The organism is Leucobacter chromiireducens subsp. chromiireducens (assembly GCF_016758255.1).
In the GTDB taxonomy this organism is placed as follows: Bacteria; Actinomycetota; Actinomycetes; order Actinomycetales; family Microbacteriaceae; genus Leucobacter; species Leucobacter chromiireducens.
In genome coordinates this window covers 53516-78079 of sequence record NZ_QYAD01000005.1, presented here as the reverse complement: position 1 = coordinate 78079, position 24564 = coordinate 53516, and the positions used below count along the sequence as shown (strand labels likewise).

22 protein-coding genes and 1 tRNA gene are annotated in these 24564 nt (G+C 66.8%); 9 read left to right on the top strand and 14 right to left on the bottom strand.

All coding sequences use genetic code 11. The features are described from left to right. Positions 1-24 precede the first annotated feature (24 nt). Positions 25-936 (bottom strand): ABC transporter ATP-binding protein, encoded by a 912-nt coding sequence (locus D3226_RS13130; protein WP_202383060.1) that lies wholly within the window; start codon positions 934-936, stop codon positions 25-27. 131 nt (positions 937-1067) lie between these two features. Beyond that, a complete protein-coding gene (locus D3226_RS13125; RefSeq protein ID WP_202383059.1) occupies positions 1068-3278 on the bottom strand; it encodes an ATP-dependent DNA helicase RecG in 2211 nt (736 codons plus the stop codon). A 66-nt stretch (positions 3279-3344) separates the two neighbouring features. Here D3226_RS13125 and D3226_RS13120 point away from each other — a divergent pair, with 66 nt between their 5' ends. Genes D3226_RS13120 through D3226_RS13110 form a run of 3 tightly spaced genes read left to right on the top strand, consistent with a single transcriptional unit; the run spans position 3345 to position 5580 of the window. Continuing rightward, positions 3345-3932 (top strand): RsmD family RNA methyltransferase, encoded by a 588-nt coding sequence (locus D3226_RS13120; RefSeq protein ID WP_202383058.1) that lies wholly within the window; start codon positions 3345-3347, stop codon positions 3930-3932. 32 nt (positions 3933-3964) lie between these two features. Then, positions 3965-4291 (top strand): helix-turn-helix transcriptional regulator, encoded by a 327-nt coding sequence (locus D3226_RS13115; RefSeq protein ID WP_202383057.1) that lies wholly within the window; start codon positions 3965-3967, stop codon positions 4289-4291. 5 nt (positions 4292-4296) lie between these two features. Further along, a complete protein-coding gene (locus D3226_RS13110; RefSeq protein ID WP_202383056.1) occupies positions 4297-5580 on the top strand; it encodes a type II toxin-antitoxin system HipA family toxin in 1284 nt (427 codons plus the stop codon). Between the two features lie 77 nt (positions 5581-5657). Here D3226_RS13110 and D3226_RS13105 read toward each other — a convergent pair whose 3' ends face one another. Then, a complete protein-coding gene (locus tag D3226_RS13105) occupies positions 5658-7124 on the bottom strand; it encodes an NAD-dependent succinate-semialdehyde dehydrogenase (RefSeq protein WP_202383055.1) in 1467 nt (488 codons plus the stop codon). Between the two features lie 25 nt (positions 7125-7149). Next, positions 7150-8490, bottom strand: a complete 1341-nt coding sequence (gabT, locus tag D3226_RS13100; RefSeq protein WP_202383054.1) for a 4-aminobutyrate--2-oxoglutarate transaminase — start codon at positions 8488-8490, stop codon at positions 7150-7152. 174 nt (positions 8491-8664) lie between these two features. On the opposite strand from gabT, the gene D3226_RS13095 reads away from it, so the two are divergent. Together D3226_RS13095 and D3226_RS13090 are read left to right on the top strand one after the other, a co-directional pair. After that, the gene (locus D3226_RS13095; RefSeq protein WP_202383053.1) at positions 8665-10260 is read left to right on the top strand and encodes a PucR family transcriptional regulator; all 1596 of its coding nucleotides are present in this window, start codon (positions 8665-8667) and stop codon (positions 10258-10260) included. 107 nt (positions 10261-10367) lie between these two features. Further along, on the top strand, positions 10368-11363 hold the full coding sequence (locus D3226_RS13090; protein ID WP_202383052.1) for a DUF222 domain-containing protein: 996 nt from the start codon (positions 10368-10370) through the stop codon (positions 11361-11363). Between the two features lie 247 nt (positions 11364-11610). On the opposite strand, the gene D3226_RS13085 is transcribed toward D3226_RS13090, so the two are convergent. Beyond that, the gene (locus D3226_RS13085) at positions 11611-12261 is read right to left on the bottom strand and encodes an SIMPL domain-containing protein (protein ID WP_202383051.1); all 651 of its coding nucleotides are present in this window, start codon (positions 12259-12261) and stop codon (positions 11611-11613) included. Between the two features lie 76 nt (positions 12262-12337). After that, complete coding sequence (thiL, locus tag D3226_RS13080; RefSeq protein ID WP_202383050.1) at positions 12338-13360, bottom strand: thiamine-phosphate kinase; 1023 nt, start codon at positions 13358-13360, stop codon at positions 12338-12340. Between the two features lie 31 nt (positions 13361-13391). Here thiL and D3226_RS13075 point away from each other — a divergent pair, with 31 nt between their 5' ends. Next, the gene (locus tag D3226_RS13075; protein WP_337249001.1) at positions 13392-13904 is read left to right on the top strand and encodes a DUF3515 family protein; all 513 of its coding nucleotides are present in this window, start codon (positions 13392-13394) and stop codon (positions 13902-13904) included. A gap of 16 nt (positions 13905-13920) precedes the next feature. Here D3226_RS13075 and D3226_RS13070 read toward each other — a convergent pair whose 3' ends face one another. The 7 genes from D3226_RS13070 to D3226_RS13040 form a co-directional block, all read right to left on the bottom strand. Then, entirely contained in the window at positions 13921-15051 is a 1131-nt protein-coding gene (locus tag D3226_RS13070; protein WP_202383192.1) for a D-alanine--D-alanine ligase family protein, read from the bottom strand. A 14-nt stretch (positions 15052-15065) separates the two neighbouring features. Beyond that, positions 15066-16187, bottom strand: a complete 1122-nt coding sequence (locus D3226_RS13065) for an NAD(P)H-dependent glycerol-3-phosphate dehydrogenase (protein WP_202383049.1) — start codon at positions 16185-16187, stop codon at positions 15066-15068. Next, positions 16180-16959 (bottom strand): lysophospholipid acyltransferase family protein, encoded by a 780-nt coding sequence (locus D3226_RS13060; protein WP_202383048.1) that lies wholly within the window; start codon positions 16957-16959, stop codon positions 16180-16182. Before D3226_RS13060 ends, D3226_RS13065 begins: the two co-directional genes overlap by 8 nt. A gap of 86 nt (positions 16960-17045) precedes the next feature. Then, positions 17046-18374: a UDP-N-acetylglucosamine 1-carboxyvinyltransferase gene (gene murA, locus D3226_RS13055; RefSeq protein WP_202383191.1), complete on the bottom strand. Its 1329-nt coding sequence runs from the start codon at positions 18372-18374 to the stop codon at positions 17046-17048. A gap of 139 nt (positions 18375-18513) precedes the next feature. Further along, on the bottom strand, positions 18514-19119 hold the full coding sequence (gene leuD, locus D3226_RS13050) for a 3-isopropylmalate dehydratase small subunit (RefSeq protein ID WP_202383047.1): 606 nt from the start codon (positions 19117-19119) through the stop codon (positions 18514-18516). A 6-nt stretch (positions 19120-19125) separates the two neighbouring features. After that, entirely contained in the window at positions 19126-20625 is a 1500-nt protein-coding gene (gene leuC / locus D3226_RS13045) for a 3-isopropylmalate dehydratase large subunit (protein WP_202383046.1), read from the bottom strand. 278 nt (positions 20626-20903) lie between these two features. Then, the gene (locus D3226_RS13040) at positions 20904-21926 is read right to left on the bottom strand and encodes a TerC/Alx family metal homeostasis membrane protein (protein WP_202383045.1); all 1023 of its coding nucleotides are present in this window, start codon (positions 21924-21926) and stop codon (positions 20904-20906) included. Between the two features lie 262 nt (positions 21927-22188). Here D3226_RS13040 and D3226_RS13035 point away from each other — a divergent pair, with 262 nt between their 5' ends. Further along, positions 22189-23016: a TIGR00645 family protein gene (locus D3226_RS13035; protein WP_202383044.1), complete on the top strand. Its 828-nt coding sequence runs from the start codon at positions 22189-22191 to the stop codon at positions 23014-23016. 78 nt (positions 23017-23094) lie between these two features. Beyond that, positions 23095-23176 (top strand) — tRNA-Leu (locus D3226_RS13030). Between the two features lie 57 nt (positions 23177-23233). On the opposite strand, the gene map is transcribed toward D3226_RS13030, so the two are convergent. Continuing rightward, positions 23234-24031: a type I methionyl aminopeptidase gene (gene map, locus D3226_RS13025; protein WP_202383043.1), complete on the bottom strand. Its 798-nt coding sequence runs from the start codon at positions 24029-24031 to the stop codon at positions 23234-23236. Positions 24032-24094: 63 nt separating this feature from the next. On the opposite strand from map, the gene D3226_RS13020 reads away from it, so the two are divergent. Continuing rightward, positions 24095-24403, top strand: a complete 309-nt coding sequence (locus D3226_RS13020) for a helix-turn-helix transcriptional regulator (RefSeq protein WP_202383042.1) — start codon at positions 24095-24097, stop codon at positions 24401-24403. Positions 24404-24564 lie beyond the last annotated feature (161 nt).

Here is a 24564-nt window from a genome sequence, read left to right as displayed (position 1 = left end):
CCAAAGAGCTGAGGCGACGCGCGACTACGCGGTCGCGTACTCGAGCTCGGAACGGGTGAGGTCCAGGTAGGCGTCCTCGAGGCTCGCCGCAACTGGGCTAAGCTCGTGCAGCACGATGCCGTGCGCTGCCGCGACACCACCGATCTCCGGTGCAGACAGTCCCCCCACGGTGAATGACTCGTCTCCAGCCGGCTCGAGCGTTGCCGTCGTGTTCGGCACCGACATGAGCAGTGAGGCAAGCCGCGCCGCTTCGGGGCTGCGCACCGTGACGCGCTGCTGCCGCCCCGCGGAGATGAACTCGCCAATGGGGGCGTCAGCGACCACACGGCCACGGCCCAGCACAATCACGTGGTCCGCGGTCTGCGCCATCTCGCTCATGAGGTGGCTCGACAGGAGCACCGTGCGCCCCTCGCTCGCGAGGTGGCGCACGAGCTGGCGCACCCAGAGCACACCGTCGGGGTCGAGCCCGTTGACCGGCTCGTCAAGGATCAGCACGCGCGGATCACCGAGCAGTGCCGCGGCGATGCCGAGTCGCTGCCCCATGCCGAGCGAGAAGCCGCCTACCCGCTTGTTGGCGACCGCGCCGAGACCCGTCTGCTCGAGCACCTCGTGCACGCGCCGCTCCGGGATGCGGTGTGTTGCCGCAAGCGCGCGGAGGTGGCTGCGGGCTGTGCGCCCGGGGTGCACGCCCTTCGCGTCGAGGAGCGCTCCCACTTCGTGGAGCGGAGCCGGCAGGTCGACGTACCGGCGCCCATGAATCGTGACCGTGCCTGCGGTGGGCCGGTCGAGCCCAACCATGAGCCGCATGCTCGTCGATTTGCCTGCGCCATTCGGGCCGAGGAACCCCGTCACCTGGCCGGGCTGAATCGTGAAGCTCACGTCATCGACGGCAAGCTTGCCGCCGTACCGCTTGCTCAGGCCGCGTGCCTCAATCATGGTGCCTCCTTGAAATCTGCTGCCGGACTCCCGGCGATAGTTCCAAGGTAGATTCTCGTGCGGCGCCGCGCATCAGCCGTCGGTGCCTTGCCCAGTGGTACCTGGGTATGAAAGTCCGTTTCGCGGAGGCGCTAGGACTTCGCGAGGTTGTCGAGATGCCCAGCCTCGCGCTCGCTCGCAAGGATCGCGGCGAGTTCAGGGGCGGTCTCAAGCTCAGGATCGTGGTCGAGCAGCGCCGCCGCAAGTTCACGCGTGTGCACGATGAGATCCCCGTGCTCGACCACGCGCAACAGGCGGAGAGTCGAGCGGCCACCCGACTGCTCTGTGCCGAGGATGTCGCCCTCCCGACGCAGTTCGAGGTCGACCTCCGCGAGCGCGAACCCATCTGTCGTCGCCGCGATCGCGTCGATTCGTTCACGCGCAACGGAGCCCTGCTCAGCCGCAGTCATGAGGAGACACAACCCCGCGTGGGCGCCTCGTCCCACCCGGCCACGCAACTGGTGGAGCTGCGAGATGCCGAAGCGATCCGCGTCTCGAACGATCATGATGGTCGCGTTCGGCACGTTCACGCCGACCTCGATCACGGTGGTCGCGACAAGCAGTTGGATCTGGCCATCCGCGAAGGCGCGCATGATCTGATCTTTCTCGGGCCCAGGCATGCCGCCGTGGAGCCCGGCGATCGAGATCCCGGCGAAGTCCGGACGCGCTTGCAGCTCGGCTACCGTATCGGCGACATTCGCGAGGGGACGCGGAGTGGCTCCGTCACCGCGCACGCCGCTCACGGCAGACTCGCCGTCAGCTTCCGGCTCCAGCTCCTCCCCCGCTTCAACCTCGTCCGCCGCGATTGCGGGGCAGACCACGTACACCTGCCGCCCGGCATGAATGTCTTCCACCGCGCGCGCCCACACACGGGCGGCGCGCGCGGGCATCTCGAGTTCGGGCACCGTGAACGTCTCGATGCCCAATCGACCAGGCGGAAGCTCGCGAATCGTCGTCACTTCGAGGTCGCCAAATGCCGTCAGCGCGACGGTTCGTGGGATGGGTGTCGCGGTCATCGCGAGCACATGCGGCTGTGCCCCCTTCTGCCGGAGGGTTTCACGTTGCTCGACGCCGAAGCGGTGCTGCTCGTCGACGACGATGAGCCCGAGGTCCGCGAACATCACCGCATCTCCGAGCAGCGCGTGCGTGCCGACCGCGATCTGCGCAGCACCCGCCGCGATCGCGAGCAGCGTGCGCTTGCGCTCCGCGGCGGGCATACGACCGGTGAGGAGTACCGGGCTCAGCGACTCGGTGAGCTCCGGCCCGAGGGCCTCGCAGATCGAACGGAAGTGCTGCGCGGCAAGCACCTCCGTGGGCGCGAGAAGCGCGCTTTGCCCACCGCTTCCCGCGACCTGCAGCATTGCCCGCAGCGCAACGAGTGTCTTGCCCGAGCCCACCTCACCCTGCAGCAATCGGTGCATGGGATGCGGCTCCGCAAGGTCTGCAGCAATCGCCGCGCCCGCGCGCCGCTGATCGCCCGTCAGTTCGAACGGCAACTCAGCGTCGAAGCGCTCGAGTGCTGCTCCGCCCAGTGGGCGCGGGGTGCTCTGCTGGGCGGCTGCACGCCGACGCCGGTCGAGGAGCGCGAGTTGCAGCTCGAACGCCTCACGGAACCGTAGGCTCTCCCGCGCACCACGCCAGTCTGCGTCGTGCTGCGGCCGGTGCACGAGCTCGAGCGCGCGGTGGTACGGCATGAGACCCTCGCTCCGCACGAGGGCAGCAGGAAGCGGGTCGGACACTGGCGCGAGCGCGTCGAGCGCGAGCTCAACGGCGCGCTGCACGGTCCAACTGGGCATCTGCGCGGTCGCCGGGTAGATCGGTACCGGCGTCTCCGCCCATGCCTTCGCCGCGGCCTCGTCCAGCTGCTCCCCGCCTGGCGCGTCGTCGCGGTTGTCAAACAGTTCGTACTCGGGGTGCTGGAGCTGGAGCTGCCCGCGATACTCACTCACCTTCCCCGCGAAGATGCCGCGGCGCCCCGAGATGAGGTCTTTCGCCCGCCACTCCTGGTTGAAGAAGGTCAGGGTGAGAGAACCGGTCCCATCGGTGATGCGCACCTCGAGGATGCTGCCTCGCCGGCGCTGCATGAATCGGGTGCGCACATCGAGGACCTGCGCGACCACCGTGATCTGCTCACCAAGCGGCAGGCCGGAGAGCGGGGTGAGCTCGCCACGCCGGGAATAGCGCCGCGGCACGTGGAGTACGAGATCACCGACGGTCTGCATGCCAAACGACTTCTCCAGCGGCTTCGCGGTGCGAGCGCCCACAACGCCGGCGAGACTCGTCTCGAGAGTGACCTGGGACATGCCTCCAGCGTAGCGTCGACCACTGACACTGCGCGTGTGCGCGCGAGTCCACGCTACCCTCGGAGAGTGACCAGAATCATTGCGGGGGCGGCCGGTTCGCTCCGACTCGCCGTTCCGAAGGCCGGGACCAGACCGACGAGCGATCGCGTCCGCGAGGCGATCTTCTCCACCCTTGAGTCGTGGGATCTCGTGCGCGAAGCACGCGTCCTCGACCTCTACGCGGGGTCCGGTGCGCTGGGGCTCGAGGCCGCAAGTCGTGGCGCGCGGCGCATTGCGCTCGTCGAAAAACACGCGCCGGCGGCTCAGGTCGCGTCCCAGAACGTGCGCACCGTACTCGGCGCCTTTCGCGGTGGCGACTCGCCGGAAATCACGGTCGCGCGGCAGTCAGTGCAGGGCTACCTCGACGACGCGCACGCGCGCGGTGAGCGCGCCTTGTGGGACGTCGCGCTGCTCGATCCGCCCTACGACCTCGGCGAAGAAGAGCTCACCGGCAACCTGACAGCGCTGCTCCCCCTCTTGGCGCCCGATGCCGCGGTACTGGTTGAGCGCAGCTCGCGAAGCCCCGAGCCCACCCTTCCAGCAGGGCTCGTCCCCGTGCGCGAGAAGCGCTACGGAGAGACCGCACTCTGGTGGTCAGAACCCGAAGCCTCCTAGAAAGTTATGCAGAATGGGCGTAATCTTGCGCTATGCCCAATAATTTAGTCAAGCGCCGCTGGACCACGGAGCGGTGGGAAGCGCACATCGGCGAGCAGCTGCGACGCGCTCGCCGCGCCGAGCAGTGGTCACAGGCGGAGCTTGCCCGCCGAGCGAACATCAACCGCAACTCGGTGAGCGCGCTCGAGCGCGGCGAAGGGTCCAGCCTCGCGACCCTCATCAGGGTTGTCCGTGCGCTCGGCCGCAGCGACTGGCTCGATGAGCTCGCGCCAGATCCGGGCCCGAGCCCCATGTCGCTCCTCCGCGAGCAGCAGGAACGCGAGCGCGGGATCCGCCCGCGGCGGGGGGCGGAAGCATGACATTCATGCGGGTAGACGTTCTCGAAGTCCGCGCCTGGGGCGAAACCGTCGGCGCGCTCTCCAGTGGGCGCGGCGGGGTCGCCGCATTCGAGTATGCGCCCGGGTGGCGCGACCGCGAGCTCTCGCCGCTCCTCATGCCCACGATCCCGCGCGGCAGGATCTGGTCCTTTCCAGAGCTCCCAGAGGAGACGTTCCACGGACTGCCACCGCTCATCGCGGACTCGGCCCCCGATCGCTTCGGCAACTCGGTGATCGCGGCGGCGCTCGCCCGCCAGGGCATCTTGCCCAGTGACGTGCGCCCGATCGATCGGCTCGCCTACGTCGGCGAGCGGGCACTCGGCGCGCTCACGTTCCACCCCGCGCAGTCACCCGGCGCGGCGGCTTCTTCACTCGAGCTCGGGCAGCTGGTGGAGGCCGCGCGCGCCGCTGTGCACGGCTCGCTCGATCCCACCACACGCACGAGCGCCGTGAATGATCTCCTCCAGGTCGGCAGTTCGGCGGGCGGCGCACGCCCAAAAGCGATCATCGCCTGGAACCGGGAGAGCGACGAGATTCGCGCGGGTGGCATCGCTGCCCCCGCAGGCTTCGAGCAATGGCTGCTCAAGTTTGACGGCGTCGGATCGGATACTCAGCTCGGAGCGACGGGTGAGTACGGTCGAACAGAGTATGCCTACGCCCTCATGGCCGGCGCCGCCGGGATCGAAATGGCCGAGTGTCGATTGCTCGAGGAGGGCGGCCGCGCCCACTTCATGACGCGCCGCTTCGACCGACCCGGCACCACGGGCGATCGCCTGCACATGCAGTCGCTCTGTGCGCTCGCGGGCGCAGACTTCAATGCTCTGGGCACGCATGACTACGCGACGCTCTTCCTTGTGGCAGAAGAACTGGGGCTTGAAGTCGGCGAGCAGCTCTTCCGGCGCGCCTGCTTCAACGTGCTCGCCGCGAACAACGACGATCACACAAAGAATCACGCCTTCACGATGGCGCAGGATGGCGCTTGGCGGCTCTCCCCCGCGTACGACCTCACATTCGCGTACAGCCCATCGAGTGTGTGGCTACGGCAGCACCTCATGTCGGTAAATGGCCGCTTCGAGTACATCACCGCACGGGATCTCCTCACCCTCGCCGACCAGTTCGCCGTTCCCGGAGCCCGCGCGGTCCTGAGCGAGGTTGGGGATGCAGTGGCGCGCTGGCCGGAGTTTGCCGAGGTGGCTGGCATCTCGGCGGCGCGTATCTCCGAGGTGCAGGAGCGACTCGACACAGTGCGCGCCGAGCTCACCACCGCGTAGGCCGAAAGGCCGCCAGGCAGAACGCACAGCGGGCCCCGAGATCAGGTGATCCCGGAGCCCGCTGTGTTGTGACGCGACTAGCGCGGCAGCAGAGTGTACTTCGACGAGAGGAACTCGTGGATGCCCTCGAAGCCGCCCTCGCGGCCGAGGCCCGACTGCTTCAGGCCACCGAAGGGCGCTGCAGCGTTCGAGACGAGGCCCGTGTTCAGGCCCATCATGCCGCTCTCGAGCTTCTCGATCATGCGGTGCCCACGGTGGATGTTCTCCGTGAAGACGTAGCTGATGAGGCCGTACTCGGTGTTGTTCGCGATCTCAACAGCCTCCTCCTCAGTGGAGAAGCGGATCACGCCGAGGAGGGGTCCGAAGATCTCCTCGCGCATGATCGCCGACTGCGGGGTGAGGTGATCGACGACGGTGGGCTGGAAGAAGCTGCCCGGACCCTCGATCGCCTCGCCACCGGTGACGACCGTTGCGCCGGTGTCCACTGCGTCCTGCACCAGGCGCGCCGTGTTCGCGACGGCCTTCTCGTCGACGAGGGCGCCGATGTCGAAGCCCTCCTCGGCGCCACGGCCGACCGAGAAGGCAGCGACCTTCTCGCTCACGCGGCGCACGAACTCGTCCGCGACCGACTCGTGCACGATCACGCGGTTGGCTGCGGTGCAGGCCTGACCGATGTTGCGGAACTTCGCGAGCATTGCACCCTCGACCGCGCGATCCAGATCGGCGTCCTCGAACACGATGAAGGGAGCGTTGCCGCCGAGCTCCATCGAGGTCCGGAGTACGTTCTGCGCAGCAGCCTCAAGCAGCTTGACACCCACGGGGGTCGAGCCGGTGAAGCTGAGCTTGCGGAGTCGGGGATCCGAGAGGATCGCGCTCGACTGTGCGCTCGACTTCGAGGTTGCGACGACGTTGACCACACCGGCGGGGAGGCCGGCCTCTTCGAGCAGCTGCGCGAAGAAGATGGTGGTAAGCGGCGTCAGCGCGGCGGGCTTGATGACCACGGTGCAGCCAGCGGCCAGCGCCGGAGCGATCTTGCGGGTCGCCATCGCGAGGGGGAAGTTCCACGGGGTGATGAAGTAGCACGGACCCACGGGGAGGTGCGAGACGAGCATGTTGCCCGTGCCCTCGGGGTTCTGCCGGTAGTCACCCTGCACGCGGACTGCCTCTTCCGAGAACCAGCGCAGGAACTCGCCACCGTAGTTGACCTCGCCACGAGCCTCGGCGATGGGCTTGCCCATCTCCATGCTCATGAGGAGCGCGAACTCCTCCTTGCGCTCCATGAGCAGGTCGAAGGTGCGACGAAGGATGTTCGAGCGCTCGCGGGCCGGCGTTGCCGCCCAGCTGTCCTGCGCGGCGACGGCAGCATCGAGCGCGCGCACGGCGTCCTCGACAGTGGCGTCAGCGATCGACTTGATGACCTCGCCGGTGGCGGGATCGTGCACGTCGAGCGTTGCACCCGAGGTTGCGGGCTCCCAGGTGCCGCCGATACCAAGACCGGACTGGACGCGGTCGAGCAGTTCCTGCTCGTTGGGCTTCAGAGCCATAATTCAGTGTCCTTTCGGGGTGGACTTAGGCGTTCGCCTTGAGGGCGTCTGCAACGATCTGCAGGCCCTCGCGGAGCAGCTCGTCGGAGATCGAGAGCGGCGGGAGGAAGCGGACCACGTTGCCGTAGGTGCCGCAGGTAAGGAGGATGACGCCCTCGTTCGCTGCGTGCTTCGCGATCGCACCGGTGAGCGCGGCGGCGGGCTTCATGGAGCCCGACTCGACGAACTCGACGGCCATCATTGCGCCGCGGCCACGGATGTCGCCGATGCGATCGTCCGTCTTCTGCAGCTCAGTGAAGAACTCGGTGATGATTGCACCGATCTCGCTGGCACGAGCCGCGAGGTTCTCCTTCTCGTAGGTCTCGATCGTTGCGAGCGCAGCGGCGCACGAGATCGGGCTACCGGTGTAGGTGCCACCGAGGCCACCCGCGTGAGCGGAATCCATGATCTCGGCGCGGCCGGTCACAGCCGACAGGGGCAGGCCACCGGCGATGCCCTTTGCGGTGGTAACGAGGTCGGGAACGACACCCTCGTGGTTTGCAGCGAAGAGATCACCGGTACGTGCGAAGCCGGTCTGCACCTCGTCGAGGATGAAGACAACGCCGTTGGCGGTCGCCCACTCCTGCAGTGCGGGGAGGAAGCCCTCGGCGGGAGCGATGAAGCCGCCCTCACCCTGGATGGGCTCGATGATGATCGCGGCGAGGTTGGCAGCGCCGACCTGCTTCTCGATCTGCGTCAGCGCAACCTCGGCTGCCTCAGCGCCGGTCAGGCCGTCGCGGTAGGGGTAGGAGGTCGCAACGCGGGTGATCTCCGGAGCGAAGGGACCGAAGCCATCCTTGTAGGGCATGTTCTTTGCGGTCATGCCCATGGTGAGGTTGGTGCGGCCGTGGTAAGCGTGATCGAAGACGACGACGCCGTTCTTCTTGGTGTAGTGACGCGCGATCTTGATCGCGTTCTCGACTGCCTCTGCGCCCGAGTTGAAGAGCGCCGAACGCTTCTCGTGATCACCGGGGGTCAGCTCGTTGAGCTTCTCCGCAACCTGCACGTAGCCCTCGTAGGGGGTTACGGTGAAGCAGGTGTGCGTGAACTGCTGAACCTGCGCGGTCACAGCCTCGACGACGGCGGGAGCCGAGTTGCCAACACCGGTCACGGCGATGCCGGAGCCCAGGTCGATGAGCGAGTTGCCGTCGGCGTCAACCATGACGCCGCCGCCTGCTGCAACGATCGAGACGGGGAGCGCCACGCCAACACCAGCGGCAACCGCAGCGTTCTTGCGCGCGAGCAGCTCCTGCGACTTCGGGCCGGGGATGCTGGTAACGAGCTTGCGCTCCTGCGGAAGCGAGGGGCCGCCGATGACATCGACCATGAGTGATTCTCCTTGCGTAGCTGTCGCGCGGGCGGCACCCCGCTCGCGCGTCCAAATGATTCGGCTTCAGCATAACGCCATCACCCACCTCCACAATGTGCCAGAATGGCGAGTGCGCCGATCAGCTTTCGACACATCGGCATCGGCGCGTCAGTGGCACGAAAGGAGTCGTTCATGCAGCGAGAACCGGCCCGAGCAGGCGACGCCGCCACCCCGCATCCAACGATCGAACTCGGCGAGCTCCTGCACCAATACCAGTTGGGGCTGGTCCTCATCGCGGGCACGGACGAGACGACGGCGAGCCGCCCAGTGCAGTGGGTGCACGTCAGCGAGCTCGAGGATCCCACGCCGTTTCTCACGCCGCGCACTGTGCTCCTCACGACCGGCGCACGCTTCGACGTGGTGCAAGAGCAGCGCGACGCCGATGCGTACGTGCAGGGCCTCGTTGAGGCGGGCGTCACCGCGCTCGGCGTGGCCATCGGCCTGCACTGGGATCGCGTGCCCGCCCCCATCGTCGCCGCGTGCGACCGCTTCGGACTCCCGCTCTTCCGCGTCCCCTACGACACCGCATTCATCGAAATTGTGCAGACGGCCGCCCGACTCATTGACGCGCAGACCCGTGACCGCGATATTTGGGCGATCGACTCGCAGCGCGCAGTGACCGCGGCGTCCCTGCACCGAGACGGATTGGGATCCGCGGTTCGCGAGGCCGCAGCGCGACTGAACAAGTGGGTCGGCGTCACCGATCGTTCGGGGCGCCTCGTGGAGTTCGCGCCGCAGGACGCACGCTCGCAGGTGCGCGCCGAGTGGATCCAACGCGAAACTCGGCACCTGATCTCGCGCGGTCTGAGCGCCGGGCGCATCGGTGGCGAAGCCGCGGAGGGTGGCCTCCAGATGCAGACGCTTGGGCGGCAAGGGCAGGTGCTTGGCGTCCTCGTCGTCGAGGATCGCGGCGTGCCCGACAACGCCGAGCGCACCCTGCTTGGCCTTGTGGGAGCCCTCGCAACGGTGCAGCTTGAGCACCGCAGTGGCATGGACGCGGCGCAGGCCTCACTCCGTGGCGCGATCCTGCATCTGCTGGTGGCGGAGCAGTTCGCGCTCGCGGAGCGGCTCTCTGAGGGAGCCCTGATCCGGATCCCGAGCGGGGCCGTCGCCGCCGTTCGCTATCGGGGGCCGATCGAACCGGACCCGAGCTTTGCCGAGGATCTCTACTCGCTCGATGCTGGGAGCCCCGGGCTCATCGGTGCGCTCTATGCCGACGCGCCGCTCATTGTGACGGAGACCAGACACCTCCCTGCCGTGAAGCGGCTGCTCGTCGCGCATCGACTTCCCGCCGGCATCTCTGAGCGTGGCACGCTGAGCGGCGTGATTGGGCTCAGCGAGCTCGTGGGCCAGGCGGACCGAGCGCTCGAGGCCGCGCTGGGGTCTGACTCGGAGGTTCCCGTCGAGTATCGGCCGGAGCTGCACGGTGGCGTGCTGCGGCTGCTGGCCGCGCAACCCGAGGCTGGTGCACGTGCTGCCGCGCTGCTCGCGCCGGTGCGGCACCACGATGAGCGGCATGACGATCGCATCGAGGAAAGCCTCACGACGTGGCTCGCACACCACGGGCAGACGAGCCCGGCCGCGAGCGAGCTCGGTATCCACCGGCACACGCTGAAGGCACGCGTGCAGACGGCAGCGAGTCTGTTGCAGCTGGACCTCGACTCGCCTGATGCGCGTGCGGAGCTCTGGGCGGCGCTCCGGGTGCTCGCCTCGCGGGAAGTCGTCTGAGTCATTTTCGATCGGGATCAGGGCCGCAGCGTCCGCGCCCGGTCTCGTGCCTGCGGGCGCTCTCCGCGTGGGGCACCAATGTCAGTGGTCCATGCGTCAATAGGGGCATGGACACCAACGGAGGTACCCCACACGGCCGCGCAGGGCCGTCGCCCAACGTCCAGGCTGTTGACGCCGAATTCGCCGAGCTTCGCGGGCTCGAGCACGCGCGGCGCCTCGCGGACGCTGCCCGGCTGCGCGCGCTCGCGCGGATCTTGGCCCTCGCGGTACCGACCCCGGTGGGGCAGGCTGGCCCCGGAAGTGCGGGTGGCGCACACGCAGCACGCGCGCGCATGATCGCGTATCGCTCACTCCGATTTGAGCTCGCCTCGACGCTGAGTACGAGCGAGCACGTCGCGGAGCGCATGCTCGACACCGCGGCGGTGGCCAGCGAGCAGTACGCAGAGTCACTCGCCACACTCGAGGCCGGCGCGATCTCGCTCCCCCACGTGGAGGTCATCGTTGCGGAGGGCAGCGTCTTCACGACCGGTTCCCCCGAGCACGACATCCCCCTTCGCCGGCGCTACGAGCGTGAGGTGCTCGAGGTCGCGCGTCACGCACCGCCCCAGCGGCTCCGACCTATCGCCCGTCGCATTGCCGCGGAGCTTGCGGAGGTACCGCTCGCCGAGCGCCATCGGGAGGCCCGCGAGCGGCGCCACGTCAGGGTCACGGAGGAGACCGACGGTATGTCTCTCCTCACCGCGTTTCTGCCTTCCGTTGACGCGCACGCAATCCACGACGGCTTGACTCGGCGGGTGGCGGTATTGCGGAGGTCCTCGGGGTCGGCCCCGTCGATCCTGACACGGCCAGGGAACTCGCCGCGTCCGGCGACGTGTGGAATCGAGTCCGCGTCGACGACGACGGCACGGTGCTCACGGTTGGGCGCTACCGCCCGAGCCCCGAAATCCGGCGCTTCCTCGCGATGCGAGACCTGCACTGCAGGGCCCCGGGCTGTACGATCCCTGCCCAGCGCTGCGACATTGACCACACGGTCGACGCGGCGCGCGGCGGTGCGACGAGCACGGACAATCTCGCGCACCTCTGCCGGGGGCACCACACGGTGAAGCACCACGGCGGCTGGCGGCTTTCCCAAAGCGAGGGCGGTGTCGCGCACTGGACGAGCGCTTCGGGGCAAGAGTTCCGCGAGGAGCCACCCAGCCGGGTCCGCTTCCGGGCGCGCCCCGAGCGTCCGGGGAAGACCGAGCGACCGGGAAAAACCGAACGCCCGGGGAAGACCGAGCGCCCAGCCAAGTCCTCGCCACCCCGCCGCGCGGGCCGCTAGGAAGCCCCGCCGTTAGGAGCCCCCGGCCGCTAGGAAGCGCTCGCGGAGAAGTGCGCCTCAAGATCGACCGACACCGCGATGTCTTGCACGTTGACCTCGGTGGGGGCCGAATCCGCGGCCATCGCGAAGCGCGGCGCACCGATCGGGCTGATCCCGCCTCCGCCAAACTGCGTGTCGCGCAGCTCGACAAGCTCGAGAGAGCTCAGGCCCAGCGCTGCGGCGTAGTCACCGGCCGTGTCACGCGCGTCCGCGACCGCCTCAGCGCGTAGTTCGCGCAGCACCGCCGTGCGGCTCGAGTCGCTCAGCTTCCAGCTCAAGCGCGGATCGACGCCGCCCTCCGCGAGCTCGGTGGTCAGCGCGCCCACCTGGTCGAGTGCGGTCAGCTCAACGGACACGCTGACCGACGCGCGGTGCTCAATCACCTGCGCGCCGCGCTCATCGCGCCAGCTATTCGTGTAGGTGGAGAGCGCATCAGCGCTGTAGCTCGCGGCAGCGCCGCTGCCAACGAGCTCCTGGGCGCGTGCGACGAGGCGTGCATGCTCGGCAGCGGCCTCCGCAACCACCGTTTTCCGCTCGGGCCCCACGTGCGAGGTGCTGAGCGACAGCTCAACCCGGTCGGCCGGCAGGCGTCGCTCCGCGTGCCCGGAAACGGAAATCTGTGGTGCCAGCTTGCTGCTCATCGTGTCCCCTATCACGCATGCGCGGGCGCGTCCCACGCGAGGCGACCTCCGCCCTGCGGCAACTGTACTCCGCGAGCTACGCTCCCGGCCAGCGCACCACGTACGGATCCCATCCGCTCGGAGCGACGGGCGCACCATCGAGCAAGAGACCGGAGGAGTCGCCGTGCCCGGGAAGCGCTGCCGGAGATACCTCGCCGATCACCGAGAACCCGTGGGGCAGCTCCGCCGTGGGCGGGAAGGTGGCGAGCAAGCCGTGATCCTCTCCCCCGCTCAGCATCGCCTCAATCGGCACCGCGACTCCCTGCTGCACCCCGAAGGCCTCGCTGAGCCGCGCCGAAGAGAGATCGAGCCTCACCTCGCTCGCTCGCGCCATTCGGTGGGCGTCAATCGAGAGCGAGTCGGACACGTCCATCATTGCGGAGGCGCCCGCAGCCGCGGCAGCGATCCCGAGCGGAATCGGCGGGGTGGGCGCAAGCTGTGCGGAGAGAATCTCGGGCTGCGTCTCCCACAGCTCAGCCATCGGGGCGGGGTCGGCGATCCCGTCCTCGTCCGCCGCCGCTGCGAACAACAGCGAGAGGCCCATACCCGCGAGCCCGAGCTCACCCGCGTACGCAATGCGGTCACCAGCGCGGGCACCGGAGCGCGTGACCGCGGGCCGGTCCGCAAGCTCGCCGAGCGCGGTGACTGCCGCGGTGATCACGGGCGCCGTCCCCAGGTCGCCACCGACCACCCCGCAGCCGGGCGCCAGCGTGCGACACGCGGCGGTCATTCCCTCAGCGATCTGCTCGAGCAAGGAAACCGGAGTGTCACGCGGCACCGCGAGCGCGAGAGTCAGCGCCGTCGGGCGGGCCCCCATCGCGGCGACGTCGGAGAGATTCGTTGCGGCGAGCTTCCAGCCGAGCTCGAAGCCGCCGTGCCAGGCAGCGCGAAAGTCTGGCCCCTCGATCATCGTGTCGGTGGTCACTACCAGCTCGCCGCGCACACTGAGCACCGCGCAGTCATCGCCGGGTCCGAGCACGGCCGCATCCGCGACTGACAACCGAGACAGCACGCGCTGCAACACACCGCTCTCGCCGAGCTCTCCCACCGTCTGCGCCATGTTCTCAAACTACCCCAGCTAGGCTGAGGGGGTGATCTCGCACACGCTCTCTCGCCGTCCCCTCGTCCGTACGATCTCGGTCCTCGCGGCCATCGGCGGAGTTGCCACGATTCTCACGGGCTGCGCCGGCACCGTGCCGATGGACCCGGCAGCGGACGCGAACAACCCAGCGTGCGCAGACGTGATCGTGCGCCTGCCCAAGACCGTCGCGGGTGAGGAGCGTCGCTCCACGACCGCGCAGAGCACGGGTGCCTGGGGCGACAACGCCGCCGTGCAGCTGGTGTGCGGGGTGGAGCCGAGCGGTCCCACCACCGACAGCTGCGTGAACGTCAACGGCGTCGACTGGATCATCGACGAGTCCGCTGCCCCGATCTACCGCTTCGAGGCGTACGGCCGGGATCCCGGTCTCGCGGTCTTCATCGACTCCGAGCAGGTCTCGGGCACTGAGGCCGCGGTCGATCTCAGCGCTGTCGCGAAGGAGCTTCCCCAGACGCGCCAGTGCCTCGACCTGACCGACAGCCTCGATATCACCAAGCAGAAGTGAGCCGAGCGCCGCGGCCCTAGTACGCCGGGCGCTTCGCGATCGCGAGCTCGATGAGCTCGGTGATGAGCTCGGTGTAACTGAGCCCCGACTCTTCCCAGAGGCGCGGGTACATCGAGATGGGCGTAAACCCGGGAAGCGTGTTGATCTCGTTCAACACGGGACCCTCCGCCGTGAGGAAGAAATCAATCCGGGCGTGGCCTGCGCACTGCGTCACCTCGTAGGCGCGCACGGCAGCATCGCGGATCGCAGCAAACTCTTCGGCCGTCACGTCCGCCGGGAGAGCCAGCTCGACACCTGCGCCGCCGAGATACTTCGCCTCGAAGTCGTAGAAGTCGCGGCCGGTGAAGACAATCTCCCCGATCACGGAGCTCGTGCGGGGCGCGCTATCGCCGCGTCCCTCGAGCACGGCAATCTCGACCTCGCGGCCGGTAACGCCAGACTCGATCAGCACCGTGCGGTCCTCAGCGAACGCGATGTCGAGCGCGGCGGAGATCTCGTCGGCGCTCGTCACGCGGCTCACGCCCACGCTCGATCCCGCTCGGGCAGGCTTCACGAACAACGGGTAGCTGAGGCCCTCGTCGACGCGCTGGACGAGGTACGGATCAGCATCGAGCTGCTCCTTCGTCACCGTGCGCCACGGCGCAACACCAATCCCAGCATCAGCGAGAACCACCTTGACCGCGTGCTTGTCCATGCACAGCGCCGAGCCGAGTACACCGCTGCCCACGTAAGGCATGTCGACGAGGTCGAGCATGCCCTGCACGGTGCCGTCTTCGCCGTAGGGTCCGTGCAGCATCGGGAGTACCGCGTCCACATGGCCGAGGCTGCGCAGTGCGCCAGACTGATCGATCAGCGTGAGCGTGCGCGTGGCGGTCGAGGCGGGCCAGAGCACGCGGGTGCCGTTGTCGCGCACCTCAGGCAGGGCGCCGGCCTCCAGCTTGTAGCCCGCAAGGTCGTCCTCCTGCATGAGCACGGTGGCACCCTGCTTGGTCATGCCGACAAGGATCACGTCGAACAGTGCACGGTCGATCGAACGCAGCACGCCCGCGGCGGTGACGCAGCTGATGCCGTGCTCGCTCGAACGGCCACCGAACAGGATGGCAACCGTTCGCCGTGCGGGCTGCGCGCCCGCCTCAGAAGCGGCCATGGGCTGGGTGTCAGTCACGCGGGGGTTCCCTTCATACGGTTCACAAAGCGCCGCCAGCGGCCTGGCTGGCTCGTGTCCAGGCGTTGCTCGGGGCGGGGCACATCATCCTCGGTCGCGAGGTGCGGCCCGAGGTTTGCGGGCGCCATCGTGCCGCTCAGCACCATCTGCACCTGCTCGACAATGGGCATCACGATGCCCCGCTCACGCGCAAGCTCAAGCACGGGCGGCACGGAGGTGATGCCCTCGGCCACCTGCTGCATCTGCTCTTTCGTCTCCTCCTGCGAGTACCCCTGACCGATCAGGCGGCCCGCAGTGTTGTTTCGCGACAGCGGCGATTGGCAGGTGGCGATCAGGTCGCCAAGCCCAGCGAGGCCCGAAAGTGTCGCCACGTCGGCGCCCGACGCGACGGCGAACTCCGTCATCTCCGCGAGACCGCGCGTGATAATGGCTGCCTTCGTGTTCTCGCCGTAACCGACGCCATCGACGATGCCGATCGCGAGCGCGATGAGGTTCTTCAACACGCCGCCCAGCTCGGTGCCGATCACATCGGTGTTCACGTAGGTGCGGAAGTAGGGCGCCGATGCCGCAGTGGCGATCTCCTGCGCCACGCTCAGATCGACGCAGGAGGCAACCGCACCGGTCGGTTGCTCCTTCGCGATCTCGAGGGCGATGTTCGGGCCAGAGACAGCCGCGATCCGCTCCGCAGGAAGGTCAAGTGTGTCGGCGATCACTTCGGACATCCGCATGGTTGTCGAGCGCTCGACGCCCTTCACGAGGCTCACGAGCACGCTGCGGCGATCGAGGAAGGGCTCGAGGTCGAGCAAATTCTGCCGCAGCGTCTGGCTCGGCACAGCGAGGAACACGAGGCGCGCACCGCGGAGCGCGGTGGCAAGATCGCTCGTTGCCGACAGCCGCTTCGGGAGGTTGATTCCCGGCAGGTACTGCGTATTGCGCTTCGCGACCTGGATCTCCTGCGCGAGTTCCGGGCGTCGTGCCCAGATCGTCACGTCGCACCCGGCGTCGGTGAGCACCTTCGCGAAGGTGGTTCCCCAGCTCCCGGCGCCGATCACTGCGACCTTTCGGCCTCGATTTCGGCGGCCATTGACCGTGGTCGCCGTTGGTGCTGCGCTACTCAAAACGTCCCGTCTCACTCTGCTGGTGCTTACTCGGATCCCACCGCTCAGCCGGAGGGGTTTCGCCCCGCAGGTCAGCGAGGAGCGCGGTGATCGCGTCCATCAGTTCGCGCGTTGCCTCGTTGACCGTTCGCTGGTCAATGGGCTTGTTCGCGTACTTGCTGAGATCGAGCGGCTCACCGACTGAGACGTGGATCGTCTTTCGGGGGAAAGGGTGGATGCGCTTCGCATAGCGCGGCATCAGGTCCTGCGTACCCCAGTGCGCGACAGGAATCACGGGGATCCCCGATTCGAGCGCCAGGCGGATCGCGCCGCTCTTGCCGCGCATCGGCCACAGATCGGGATCGCGGGTCAGCGTCCCTTCCGGGTACACGATGACCCCGGCGTCGCGGGCGATGAGCTCGGACGCGGCGCCGATCGGATTCGCGCCTCCCGTGCTCGGACGTGCGGCGCCGACGCGCTCTACGGGGATCTGTCCCGAGGCGCGAAGCAGCCAGCCGAACACGGGCACCTTGAAGAGACTCGCCTTCGCCATGAAGCGCGGCAAACGTCCCAGGTGCCACACTGCGGCACCGACCGCGATCGGGTCGATCTCGCTGTAGTGATTCGGCGCGAGGATGAAGGGGCCTGTCTGCGGCAGCTTCGACTGCGGAGTGAAGCGATACCGCACCATGAGCGACCACAGCGGCAGGACAAGGCCCGCCAGCAGCCAGAACACGGATGGGCGTCGTTGCTCCGCAGAAGAGCGGCCGCGAATCTTTACCGTGTCAGTCATAACTCACATTATCCCGGAGGCTCGGTCCGACAGCGGTATGCCGGACCGAGTCTGCCGCAGAAGCTTCGATCGCGTGGTCGGCCGGCTTAGCTTTCGTAGACGAAATCTGCGCCGAGCAGGCGAAGCTTCTCAATGAAGTTCTCGTAGCCGCGCGAGATGATGCCGAGGTTCGTGACCTTCGACTGTCCCTCGGCGGTGAGCGCCGCGATGAGGTGGCTGAAGCCGCCGCGCAGATCCGGAACCTCGATGTCCGCCGCGGTGAGCGGGGTCGGGCCGGTGATCACTGCAGCCTGCTCGAACTCGCGGCGCATGACGCGGCGCTCGTCTGCGGCAAGCCCGTTCTTGTGCACCACGATGTTCGCGCCCATCTGGTTGAGCGCATCGGTGAAGCCGAAACGATTCTCGTAGACGGTCTCGTGGATGGTCGAGGTCCCCTGCGCCTGGGTGAGGGCGACCACGAGCGGCTGCTGCCAGTCGGTCATGAAGCCGGGGTGCACATCGGTCTCGATGGTCACAGGCTTCAACTCGCCACCCGGGTGCCAGAAACGAATGCCGTCGTCGTGCACGTCGAAATCGCCGCCGACCTTGCGGAAGACGTTCAGGAAGGTCATCATCTCTTCCTGCTTCACGCCGCCGACGAAGACGTCGCCCTTGGTCGCAAGTGCCGCAGCGGCCCAGCTTGCGGCCTCGTTGCGGTCGAAGATGGCGCGGTGGTTGTATCCGCGGAGCGACTCGACGCCCTCAATGAAGATGACGCGGTTCGGCTCCATCGAGATGATGGCGCCCATCTTCTGCAGGATGCAGATGAGGTCGACGATCTCGGGCTCGATCGCGGCGTTGCGCAGCTCGGTCTGCCCCTCGGCGAGCACCGCGGTGAGCAGCACCTGCTCGGTCGCACCGACCGAGGGGTAGGGCAGCTCGATGTTGGCGCCCTTGAGGCCGTTCGGGGCCGTCAGGCTAATGCCGCTCGGGAGCTTCTCGATGACCGCACCGAACTCGCGCAGCGCGTCGAGGTGGAAGTCAATCGGGCGATCACCGATGCGGCAGCCACCGAGATCGGGGATGAAGGCCTCGCCGAGGCGATGCAGCAGCGGTCCACAGAAGAGGATCGGAATGCGCGAGGAACCCGCGTGCGCATCGATGTCGGCCTTGTGCGCCATCTCCACGTTCGAGGGGTCGAGGCGCCACTCGCCGGGCTCTTCGCCTCGGGTGATAAGCACGCCGTGGAGCGCGAGCAGGCCGGCCACCACGCGTACGTCCGAGATGTTCGGCACGTTGCGGAGCACGCTCGGGGTCTGACCGAGGAGCGCGGCGACCATCGCCTTGGTGGCAAGGTTCTTCGCGCCGCGCACCTCGACACGGCCCTGCAGCGGACGCCCGCCGTTAATGATGATCTCGTCAGAGGTCAGGCCCACGCGGGCACCAGCTTTTTGGGCGTCGCGCTTCCGGCCCTCCGCGGCTTCCTCCTCAGGGCTGCGCTTCAGCGCATCCTCGGGAAGCTCCGCGTCGTCTACGGGGGTGTTCACTGCTTCGGTCACTCGGTGTCTCCGAACTCTATGCGGTCTGGGCCAGCGGCGTCGTAGTCGGCATCCACGCCGGGCGGCGGGATTCGAACTCGGCGATCGCGTCCTCGTTGCGGAGGGTCAACGAAATATCGTCGAGCCCTTCCATGAGGCGCCAGCGGGTGTAGTCGTCAATGTCAAAGGGAACGGTGAGGTCGCCGACCGTCACCGTGCGATCTTCCAGGCTCACCGTGAGCTTGACGCCGGGCTCGGCGTCCATCGCTGCCCACAACTGCTCCACGTCGCTCTCGGTCACCTGCGCGGCGAGCAGGCCCTGCTTGCCGGAGTTCCCGCGGAAGATGTCCGCGAAACGCGGCGAGATAACCACCTTGAAGCCGTAGTCGCGAAGCGCCCACACGGCGTGCTCACGCGACGAGCCGGTGCCAAAGTCAGGCCCGGCGACAAGGATCTCGACGCCGCTGTACTCGGGCTGGTTTAGCACGAAGCTCTCGTCCTGGCGCCAGTGGTGGAAAAGCGCGTCGTCGAACCCGGTCTTCGTGACCCGCTTCAGGAAGACTGCGGGGATGATCTGGTCGGTGTCGACGTTCGAGCGCTTGAGCGGAGCGGCAATGCCCGTGATGGTGGTGAACTTTTCCATGGTGAATTACGCCTCCGCCTTCTCGCTCGCGTCGTGGGTGATGCCGTTTGCGGCATCAGTCTGCAGGTCCCAGGGACTCGACAGCGTGCCACGAATCGCGGTCGCTGCGGCAACCAGCGGCGACACGAGGTGTGTCCGGCCGCCCTTGCCCTGTCGTCCTTCGAAGTTACGGTTCGAGGTCGACGCGCAACGCTCGCCGGGCTCGAGCTGATCAGGGTTCATCCCCAGGCACATTGAGCAGCCCGCGAAGCGCCACTCACCACCGAACGCCTCGACGATCTTGTCGATGCCCTCGGCCTCAGCCTCAAGGCGCACACGCGCCGAGCCGGGAACCACCATGAGACGAACGCCCTCGGCCTTCTGCTTCCCCTTGATGAGGTGTGCAAAGGTGCGCAGGTCGTCGAGCCGGCTATTCGTGCACGACCCCATGAACACTGCGTCCACCGCGATGTCCTTCATGGGCATGCCCGCGGTGAGATCCATGTACTCGAGCGCACGCTCAGCGGCGGCACGCTCGTTCGGATCCGCAATCTCTGCGGGGTTCGGCACAGTGTCACTGAGCAGCACGCCCTGGCCCGGGTTCGTTCCCCAGGTCACGAAGGGCTCGAGCTCGTTCGCGTCGATGAACACCTCAGCGTCGAACGTGGCGCCCTCGTCCGTGGGGAGGGTCTTCCAGTACTCGACGGCAGCGTCCCAGTCGGCACCCTGCGGGGCGTGTTCGCGACCCTGCACGTAGTCGAAGGTGATCTGATCGGGCGCAACCATTCCGGCACGAGCGCCAGCCTCAATCGACATGTTGCAGATCGTCATTCGGCCATCCATGGACAGCGAACGGATCGCCGAGCCGCGGTACTCGAGCACGTAGCCCTGCCCGCCGCCCGTGCCAATCTTCGCGATCACTGCGAGGATGATGTCCTTCGCGGTGACTCCGGGGCGCAGCTCGCCCTCGACGTTGATCGCCATCGTCTTGAACGGCTTCAGCGGGAGCGTCTGCGTCGCCATGACATGCTCGACCTCGCTCGTGCCGATGCCGAACGCAAGTGCACCGAACGCGCCGTGGGTCGACGTGTGGCTGTCACCACACACCACGGTGATTCCCGGCATCGTGAGGCCTAGCTGCGGACCCATCACGTGGACGATGCCCTGCTCCTTGTCGCCCAGCGGGTGAGCGCGGACACCGAACGCCTCAACGTTCTGGCGAAGGGTGTCGATCTGCAGACGGCTCGTCGGGTCTTCGATCTGACGCGTGATGTTCAGCGTCGGGGTGTTGTGGTCCTCGGTGGCGATCATGAGATCGACACGGCGCAGCGGCCGATCCGCCGCACGGAGCCCGTCGAACGCCTGCGGGCTGGTGACCTCGTGGATCAGGTGGAGGTCGATGTAGATCAGGTCAGGCTCGCCATTCTCGCCCTTGACGACGACGTGGTCGTCCCAGAGCTTCTCGGCCAGCGTGCGCGGCTGCTTCGCCGCGGCAATGCCGGATCCTGATGCGTTCTGATCGCTCATTCTTGCTTCTCTTCTCAGTCTCTACGCTGTACAAGCAGTGCGCGGCACGAATTATTCCTTCGCACCAACGCGGTGCAGATTCGGCCATGCGGGAACTCCGCGACGGGGCGGCCGAAGGCTAGAACCCGTCGCGGCTGTGAAGAAGCAGTCGCCGCATACGCATAGGGGCCACTCTACCACTGGCCCCCGAGAGAGCGCGGCACCCCAGGCCGCAGTGGCGTGCCGGGGGTGCCGCGGGTGCCAGAGCGAAAGCGCTGCCGGCCAGTGGTCACTGAGGATCAGTCCTCAGTGTGAGACTCGGCCGCTCCGAGGTGGATCCGCTCTCCGCCGGCCCGCTCCTCACGCTTCACCTTGATCAGGCTCGCCACCGTTGCGATGAGCATCGCGACCACGATGAAGCCGAGCGACATCCAGGTGGAGATCTCGGGCACCGGCACTGGGTTGCCGCCGTTGATGAACGGCAACTCGTTCTCGTGGAGCGCGTGGAGAATCAGCTTGACGCCGATGAACGCGAGAATCGCGGCGATACCGTACTTCAGGTACTCGAGCCGCTCGAGCAGACCGCCCAACAGGAAGTAGAGCTGGCGCAGGCCCATCAGCGCGAACACGTTCGCAGTGAACACAATGAAGGGGCTCTGCGTGATGCCGAAGATCGCGGGGATCGAGTCGAGCGCGAACAGCAGGTCGGTCGCGCCGAGCGAGATCAGCACGAGCAAGAACGGGGTGAACATCCGCTTGCCGTCGACCTCGGTACGGAGCTTTCCGCCGTCGTACTCGTCGGTGAACGGCATGACCTTCTTGACCTGACGAATCAGCCAGCCGTCGCCTTGCTCCTCGTGCCCCCCTGGCTTGATCTGCTGCCACGCAGTCCAGATCAACCAGGCGCCAAACACGAAGAAGATCGCGATGAAGCGCTCGATGATGGCCGCACCCACAAGAATGAAGATGCCACGGAAGATGAGCGCGAGCACGATCCCGATCATGAGAGCACGCTGCTGATACGCCGTCGGCACCTTGAACGCCGCGAGAATCAGCACGAACACGAAGAGATTGTCGATCGAGAGACTGTACTCAGTGAGCCAGCCCGCGAGGAACTCGGTGCCGTGCTGCACATCGCCGAGCAGGAAGATCGCGCCAGCGAACGCGAGCGCGAGCAGCACATAGAACCCCACCCACAGGCTCGCCTCGCGCATGGAGGGAACGTGGGGGCGGCGGATGATGAGCAGGAGATCGACGACGAGGATCGCGACGAGCACGATCATCGAAGTGATCTCGAACCAGAGTGGGAGTACTTGGGTCACGGGTGAAGCCTTCTCCTTCGGCTGGCGCAGGGTGCGCAAAAGACCGAAAGTCTCTTCCCGGCGTCGGCCCGATGTGGCCCGCGCCGCGCCCGCACCGGCCACGCGATCTGCGCGCAGCGTATTGACGACACGGACGAAACGGAATACTCCCCTTCGCAGAGAGCAAGTATACCCGTACATAGACTCCCCCAGCGTTGCCAGCCCGGGCTGCGATAGCATGTGACTCCGCTTTTCGCTCACCCCCAGCAGCAGGAGAACCCCAGTGAATCAACGCAAGACGTCGCCGATTGCGCGCAGCGCCGAGCACGGCCCGGGCGCGGCGTCGCGCACCCTCGCCGCGTTCATCTTTGCGAGCCGCTGGCTCCAGGCGCCGCTGTACCTCGGCCTCATCATCGCGCAGGCGGTCTACGTCATCCTGTTCTTCGTTGAGCTCTGGCATCTTGTGGAAAAGGTCGTGGTGACCGGACAGGTGACTGAGACCGACATCATGCTGAGCGTGCTCGCGCTCATCGACATCGTGATGATCGCGAACCTCCTCATCATGGTGATCATCGGCGGCTACGAGACCTTCGTCTCGAAGATTCGCGTACAGGGCCACCATGATGAGCCCGATTGGCTCTCGCACGTCAATGCCAACCTCCTGAAGGTCAAGCTCGCTGTCTCGATCATCTCGATCTCCTCGATCCACCTCCTGAAGACCTTCATCGAGGTGGGCCGCATGGAAGATGGCCTCGTAAAGTCCGGCGACAAGGTGATCTACTCGTCGACGGGCGTGTTCTGGGAGGTCATGATCCACCTCGCCTTCATCGTGTCCGCGCTCGCGCTCGCCTGGATCGACAAGATGGCGCAGCACCATCCCGCGGTGCAGCGCGACGAGGTCACGGCCGGTGGCATGGAGGCGGAGTTGCTCGCACCGATCGCCGCGCCCGCCGCAGCGCCCGCGCCCGCCGCACCACAGGCCGCCGCAGAGCAAGTCGCCACTGAGCAGGTCGCCACAGAGCAAGTCGCCACAGAGCACACCGGTTTCGTTACCGTCCGGCTCCCCGCAGGCGCGCCGCTCCCCGAGGGCGCGGAGGTCATCGAGCGGTAGCTCGAGTGTGCGGGGGCGCGTTTCGCGGCGCTCCCCCGCACACCACTAAGCTGGTCTGGTGCCACCCACGTGGCACGCGCGCGAGTGGCGGAATTGGCAGACGCGCTGGATTTAGGTTCCAGTGTCTTCGGACGTGGGGGTTCAAGTCCCCCCTCGCGCACGCGAATGACTACTGGCCTCTGACCGGGAATTGAGTTCTCTCGGTCAGGGGCCATTTTCACGAAGATGAGACAGCTGACGTTGACGCAGGAATCGTGAGTATCTCGGCGCCGCCCTCGGTGATCGCGATGGTGTGTTCACTGTGCGCGGTGCGTGCTCCCGTCGCGCTACGCAGCGTCCACCCGTCATCGGGATCGGTGATCAGACGGTCGGTGTCGTTCATCACCCAGGGTTCGAGCGCCAGGAGTAAACCGGGGCGCAACTTGTACCCACGGCCGGGACGACCATCGTTGGCGACATGGGGATCCTGATGCATGGTTGATCCGATCCCGTGCCCACCAAATTCCATATTGATGAGATACCCCGCACCTGAGAGCACCTGCCCAATCGTGTGGGAGAGGTCACCGAGGCGCACACCAGGGCCGGCGATGGCGATTGCGGCGGCCAGCGCTTGCTCGGTTGCGGCGATCATCGCCACGTCTTCGGGATCGTGGGTGTTGCCGATGATGAAGCTGATCGCCGCATCTGCCGCGATACCGTCCTTCTTGACGGCGAGATCAAGAGTGAGCAGGTCGCCGTCTCTGAGACGGTAGTCGCGTGGCATGCCATGCAGCACGGCATCATTGACGGCGGTGCAGATGTAGTGCCCAAACGGGCCACTCCCGAATGAGGGCGCGTAGTTGACGTAGCAGCTTGTCGCTCCGGCACTCGCAATCATCTCTTTCGCCCACTGGTCAATTTCGAGGAGATTCGTGCCGACCTGACACCGGGCTTTGATGGCGTGGAGGATGTCACCGACGAGTCGGCCCGTAGTCCTGGCGTGGTCTACCTCGGCTGGGCTGAGTATCTCGATCATGGGCGCCTCTCGCTGTATCCAATAACTATCCCGGTAATTCTATACCGGGATAGTATGACGGATATGGTTCGATTGCCACTCACTCCCGAAGACATCCAGCGAGGAGAACTCCTCGGCGCTCTGCTGCGCCACACGCGAGGCGCACGCCCGATGCTCGACGTTGCTCTCGCAGCAGGCATCTCCCCGGAAACGCTTCGCAAGATCGAATCTGGCCGTGTCGCAACCCCGGCGTTCCCCACGGTTGCAGCAATCGCGGCAGTACTCGGGCTTTCGCTCGACACCATCTGGTCGGAGATCAACCGCACTGACGAACAGCAGGCTCAGTCGAAGTGTGACCGACTCGAGCGCGGATCAGTTCTCCCCACGAGATAGCGGGATCGTTTCGCTGCGAGGCGAGCGGCATGGATGCCACGAAGTAGTTCCGGTCTTCGCGCGGCACCCATCGTTCCCCTCGGAGATATCTGGCTCCTCGGTGCAATCTGCACATAGAGTTCCGAGGAAGCAGATATCTCCGTGGCGAACGTACGCGGCCT